This is a genomic window from Salinivibrio socompensis S35, assembly GCF_000513715.1.
GTDB classification, from domain to species: Bacteria; Pseudomonadota; Gammaproteobacteria; order Enterobacterales; family Vibrionaceae; genus Salinivibrio; species Salinivibrio socompensis.
The window spans coordinates 22,605-28,604 of record NZ_AQOD01000016.1 but is presented as its reverse complement, the minus strand read 5'-3'; the positions used below and the strand labels follow the sequence as shown (position 1 = coordinate 28,604).

Below are 6,000 nucleotides of genomic sequence, written 5' to 3'. Positions count from 1 at the left end.
GTTCGATCAAGTTTCAACTACTCCTGACCATTGTGGTGTTAATGATTGCTTGTGTGATTTCAGTATTACATTATAACGGTATAAACTTTAAATTTGATTTACCGTTAAAAAACACCTTTATGCTGATGTTTTTTGCCACCGTTGGGCTGGCAGCTAATTATAAACAGTTAGTGAAAGGTGGCCTAAAAGTTTTCTGGTTTTTAGCGATCGCCTCTGTCTATATTCTCATTCAAAATGCGATTGGCGTCAGTTTTGCGTCCCTTCTGGGCCTTGACCCTCTCATGGGCTTGGTCGCAGGCTCAATCACACTATCAGGCGGTCATGGCACTGGCGCAGCCTGGGCACAGATATTGACTGATGAATATGGAATTCAAAGCACGCTAGAGATCGCCATGGCCTCGGCGACACTTGGCCTCGTTATCGGCGGGATCATTGGTAGCCTGTTGCTCAGCGCTTAATTAATAAACATCAACTTGAATCTCAATATGGGCGCGGGACAACGACTCATGTAAAATATCCCGAGCTGGTTACATATAATGAAAATGAAGAAGATAAAGTCACCGCCAAAAAAGTGATTGAAGTCCTCTTTATTTTATTATTGTGCATTACAGGCGCGAGTCACTTATCTGAATGGGTCAGTGGGTTCAATATTCAGTGGCTAATGGTCCCTGATTTTGTGTATGCGTTGTTCTTGGGTGTCATCATTACCAATACGTTAGAGCTGTTTAACTTACGTAAGCTTGAGTCCGAAACGGTTGATATGGTGGGAACAGTCTCGCTATCCTTATTCCTCGCCATGGCATTAATGACCCTGAAGTTATGGAATATTCTCGATTTAGCCGTGCCATTTTTGATTATTCTCGCGATCCAGTCGGTGGTGATTGGATTATTTAGCTACTATGTCACCTTTAAGCTGATGGGAAGCGATTATACGGGCGCGGTCATTGCCGGTGGCCATTGTGGCTTTGGCTTGGGTGCCACACCGACAGCAGTCATGAATATGGGATCGATCGTTAACCGCTTCGGACCCGCGCCTCAAGCCTTTATGGTGGTTCCCATTGTGGGTGCGTTCTTTATCGACATCGTGAACCTCATTATTCTGCAAGGATATATCTTTGTGATTCAGTAGCTGAACACGCTTCCGGACACATTAACGCCCAGTCAGAGACCAATGACTGGGCGTTTTTTGATCATGGCTGTTTTTGAATATCGTTCTATTACACTTGACTCTGGAGTGGGCTCCAACCCTTATACTGTCGTTAGACTATTGACACAACGACCGAAAAGGAGTCGATTATGTGTAAACACTGCGGCCATCACCATTGTCATCAACCCCATCATCAAACCGCTTCTCAGTCTACGCAGGCGGTGACAAACACCTGCCAAGAGACAAGTTGCTGTTCGAGTCATCAAGATGGCGAGGGGAATGCGGGTGACGACGATCCTGACAGGCATCCCTTTTTCTCTTCTGTGACCCATGAGTGGGCGGTGACGGGGATGGACTGTCCAAGCTGTGCATCCAAACTAGAGAAGGCAGTTCACGCAACGCCTGGTGTTGAAAGCGCCCAAGTGCTGTTTGCGACTGAGAAACTGCGAGTGTCCTTATCGAATGATGCACCGGCTGATGCTTTCTCGGCGATTCAGCACGCCGCCAAGAAAGTCGGGTTTCCTCTGGTGGCTTTAAATCAATCCTCGACTGAACCCTCTGGCTGGCAAAAGTGGCGCGATGATGCACTCTTGTTTGGATTGATTGGTAGTATGCTCATCGCCTGGGGACTGCATTATTGGTCAGTATCGCTATCAGGTTGGCTATTTACTGGCGCTACTGTGGTTGGGTTAACCCCTATCTTACTTAAAGCGGGTCGGCTAGCACGTCAGGGATCACCGTTTTCCATTGAAACACTAATGAGTATTGCCGCACTCGGTGCCCTCTACTTAGGAGAGACAACCGAAGCTGCTATGGTCTTGGTGCTGTTTCTGATCGGGGAGCGGCTGGAAGGATATGCCTCGACGCGTGCCCGTGACGGTATTCAATCATTAATGGCGTTAGTGCCTGATACCGTGACGCGAGTGGGCAAAAACGGTGAGCGTGAAGCGGTTGCAGCGAGCGCATTAACGCCCGGTGATGTGATTGAAATTAGCGCCGGTGAGCGCTTACCGGCGGATGGCCAGTTGATGGAAACGACGGCGAGTTTTGATCAAAGTGCACTGACTGGGGAGTCGATTCCGGTCGATATTGAAGCGGGCGACACCGTGATGGCAGGCAGCCTCGCCACCGATAAAACAGTGACACTGACCGTGATATCTGCGCAAGGTGAAAACGCCATTGATCGCATCCTGCATTTGATTGAGCAGGCAGAGTCGAAAAAAGCGCCGATTGAACGCTTTATCGATAAATTCAGCCGTTGGTATACCCCTGCGATGATTGGTTTAGCGATATTAGTGGTGATCGTACCGCCGTTATTTTTTGCTGCCAGCTGGCAAGAGTGGTTATATCGTGGTCTCGCATTATTACTGATTGCGTGTCCATGCGCGCTAGTGATCTCCACACCCGCCGCGATCACCTCGGGCCTGGCAACCGCAGCACGTCGAGGCGCGTTAATTAAAGGCGGCGCGGCGCTAGAAAGCTTGGCAAGTATCAACGCGGTATCCTTTGATAAAACGGGCACACTGACAGAAGGTAAGCCCATGGTCACTGATGTTTGTGTGTGGCAAGGTGATGAAAGCACGCTATTGCAATTAGCCACGGCGATCGAACGCGGTAGTCATCATCCATTGGCCAAGTCACTCGTGCGCTATAGCTCCGAACGTGGACTGTCGATACCGGATGCCTCAGGAATTCAAGCTAATGCAGGCCGAGGGGTGGAAGGTATGGTTGACGACCAGCGTGTTCGACTTGTTGCGCTCGACAAAGTGCCGGACGCCGCGCTTGACCATGCCTACTATCAACAGGCAAGTCAGACTGCGGCACGCGGTGTCACTGTCGCGGTAGTGATGGTCGATGAACGCCCGTATGGCATGATTGGCTGGCGCGATAAACTGCGCGAGGATGCGCGTGAGGCGATTGAGCAGCTCCGCGCCATGGGGATTCATCCTGTGATGCTGACAGGAGATAACCCCACAGCAGCCGCTGAAATAGCCGATGAGTTAGGGATTGACTATCGTGCTGGGCTATTACCTGAAGACAAGGTCACGGCGGTTGAAGCGTTAGCGGGTCAGTACCGGATCGCTATGATTGGTGATGGCATTAACGACGCCCCGGCGATGAAAGCGGCGCAACTGGGTGTGGCAATGGGGAGTGGGACGGATGTCGCGCTTGAAACGGCTGAGGCGGCATTGAGTCATAACCGTTTAGTTGAGCTTCCTCGCGTTCTTCAACTGGCGCGCGCGACACAAGCCAATGTGCGGCAAAACATTACCATCGCACTGGGGCTCAAAGGCGTATTTTTGGTCACGAGCGTGTTAGGGATCACCGGCTTATGGGTGGCTGTACTGGCAGACAGTGGGGCGACCGCGTTAGTGACACTCAATGCATTGCGTCTGTTGCGTGAATTAAGGCCAAAAATAAGGACAACCGTTGTCTTTTTTTACCTTTATAAAGTGATACCGATCTCTAAATCCTGAAATCTGTAAGAAGTAATCGTGCAATATGTCGATTATGGTCACATAAAAAGGGTCAAATTTGGGTATCCTAAACACATAATCAATAACGAGTTCAGGCCTACCTAGGTAGGCCTTACATTATTTTAAATGCTGATGATAGCATCCTGCGAGGAGACTGATTATGTCTGATACCCCTGTATTCCACCTTGGCGTGACAAAAGCGAACCTACAAGGCGCAACCACCGCCATCATCCCCGGTGACCCTGCTCGCGTTGAAAAAATCGCGAACTTGATGGACAACCCAACGTTTCTCGCTTCACAGCGTGAATATACCTTGTACCTTGGTTGGTTAGATGGCAAACCTGTCGTGGTTTGCTCAACCGGTATCGGTGGCCCATCAACGTCTATTGCGGTAGAAGAATTGGCGCAACTAGGCGTGAATACCTTCTTACGTGTCGGTACCACCGGTGCGATCCAGCCTGATATCAACGTGGGTGATATGATCGTGACCACTGGTTCTGTGCGTCTCGACGGGGCAAGTACGCACTTTGCGCCTATGGAATTCCCCGCAGTCCCAGACTTTGATGTCGCAACGGCCATGAAAGCCGCGGTTGACGAAGATGGCGCTACCGTACACACAGGAGTAACCGCTTCAAGTGATACCTTCTACCCAGGCCAAGAGCGTTATGACACCTTTAGCGGTCGCGTCGTGCGTCGTTTCCAAGGGTCAATGCAAGAATGGCAAGACATGGGCGTGTTGAACTTTGAAATGGAATCAGCAACCTTGCTGACTATGTGTGCAAGCTCTGGCTTACGTGCCGGTTGTGTCGCGGGTGTGATTATCAACCGTACGCAAAAAGAAATCCCAGATCACGCGACCTTGAAAAAAACGGAAGCACGTTCCATCAAAGTGGTGGTGGAAGCGGCCCGCAAGCTTCTGTAAATAAGCGAGACGTCGTTATCCTACAAAAACGCGGTGCCAGAGGGCGCCGCGTTTTTTATTGCTGATAGTTTTTTATTGCAAACAAGCTTGTCGAACGTGCCGTATTTCCTCGCGTAATCGATTAACTTGTTCTTACCTCGATAGTACCGCCAGCCGCAATAAACCAATCGTAAAGATGGGTACGCAGATTGGCCAGCTGGTCAGGGCCGATCAAGGCTAAACCAAGATCTGTACCCCGTGTAATATCGTGATGGCGTAATGGCCTGAAGCTGACCAGCATTGCACGTGCTTGCAAGCCGCCTAGCAGATCACGTAACGACTCTAATTTATACAGGGTGTCATCACCGTCGCTAGACATGCCTTTTGTCTTGCATTCAATGATATGAAGCTTGTTGTTAACCACCATGGCGACGTCCAACTCATTGCGGACTTCACGCTCGCCAATTTGACGATAAACCTGCATAGAAAGCGCACTGTCTTGGATAGTCGGTAACTCTTTTTGAATTGAAGTAACCGTGTGGTGCACGTAGCTCTCTAACCATTCTCCGTTGGAAAAACGTCGAGCTTCTTCACAACTAAACGTGAGAACGCCATTTTCGTAGCGTGCCAATCCCGCATCAGACAAATCATCGAGCAGCATTCCTAGTTCACGGTAGCCTTGCTGTTTTTCGCTCAATGCGACATCCAGGCGCTGCTCTTTTCGGCACGTGGTTGCCAAGTAGTTCAAGGTGGCTAAACCTGGACCTAATTCATACGCATTGCTCGCCCATTTTTCTCCTAGATGATAAATATCATCGGTTAGGCAGCTTGTCTCTACCTCATCGTGATCCGCGCAACGGGCACCAAAAATCGTCATGTACTCGGTCAAGCTAATATGATCTTCCACCTGTTGCTGTGGAAGACCATCGGGGTAGAGCCAGCACAACTCGTCGCTATATGGCTCAATCACATAACTGGGCCATTGATAGGTTCTAAACACTTCATAAGCAGACAATAATTGGTGACGTAGGCCACAGCTCGCATTAAAAAGAATGTCTTCAGAAGATTGGGTGAGCTGCTCGGCAAGACGCTTTACTTGGCTTTTGACTTCTCGGATATTGATATCATCCGATATCTCAAAAAACTCCGTTTCAATGCCTTTTGGGGCTAACACGCGGGTGAGACGCTCAAACTCGAGATCTTGTTCAAGCGTACCAATCAATACTAGCTTACTGACAGGCAATTGCTGATGTAAAACAGGGGTAACGAGTCGGACTGGATCCGAGTCAATGATTCCTACATGAATAGCCATAAATGCTCCAGGCGGGCTATGCGGCGGCAACAGGCCGATAAGTGGTAAGTATAGTTGCCAGATTCAACAGGTGATATTCATCTAATATCCGTCCTCAACGTCCGGCTTTCAACCGTTGTTCGCGTAAATAAGTGTAATTTGACAGAGTGCTGACCTTTGGGTG

The 6,000-nt window shown here is 49.4% G+C and carries 3 protein-coding genes and 1 pseudogene; 3 read left to right on the top strand and 1 reads right to left on the bottom strand.

Annotated features, from left to right (window positions below; genetic code table 11):
• Nucleotides 1-23: 23 nt before the first annotated feature.
• The 3 genes and pseudogenes from gltS (at nt 24) to udp (ending at nt 4,546) form a co-directional block, all read left to right on the top strand.
• Nucleotides 24-1,129 (top strand): annotated as a pseudogene (gene gltS, locus DZ54_RS18350) (sodium/glutamate symporter).
• Between the two features lie 167 nt (nt 1,130-1,296).
• Nucleotides 1,297-3,624, top strand: a complete 2,328-nt coding sequence (locus DZ54_RS0102310) for a zinc/cadmium/mercury/lead-transporting ATPase (RefSeq protein WP_025672964.1) — start codon at nt 1,297-1,299, stop codon at nt 3,622-3,624.
• A gap of 160 nt (nt 3,625-3,784) precedes the next feature.
• Nucleotides 3,785-4,546: a uridine phosphorylase gene (udp, locus tag DZ54_RS0102305; RefSeq protein WP_025672963.1), complete on the top strand. Its 762-nt coding sequence runs from the start codon at nt 3,785-3,787 to the stop codon at nt 4,544-4,546.
• A gap of 121 nt (nt 4,547-4,667) precedes the next feature.
• Here the strand turns inward: udp and DZ54_RS0102300 are convergent, their stop codons facing one another.
• On the bottom strand, nt 4,668-5,837 hold the full coding sequence (locus tag DZ54_RS0102300) for a Card1-like endonuclease domain-containing protein (RefSeq protein ID WP_025672962.1): 1,170 nt from the start codon (nt 5,835-5,837) through the stop codon (nt 4,668-4,670).
• Nucleotides 5,838-6,000 lie beyond the last annotated feature (163 nt).

Bases quoted from the DNA above. Each gene is read 5' to 3' on its own strand.
- DZ54_RS0102310 (WP_025672964.1), top strand. From the start codon at position 1,297: ATGTGTAAACACTGCGGCCATCACCATTGTCATCAACCCCATCATCAA.
- udp (WP_025672963.1), top strand. From the start codon at position 3,785: ATGTCTGATACCCCTGTATTCCACCTTGGCGTGACAAAAGCGAACCTA.
- DZ54_RS0102300 (WP_025672962.1), bottom strand. From the start codon at position 5,837: ATGGCTATTCATGTAGGAATCATTGACTCGGATCCAGTCCGACTCGTT.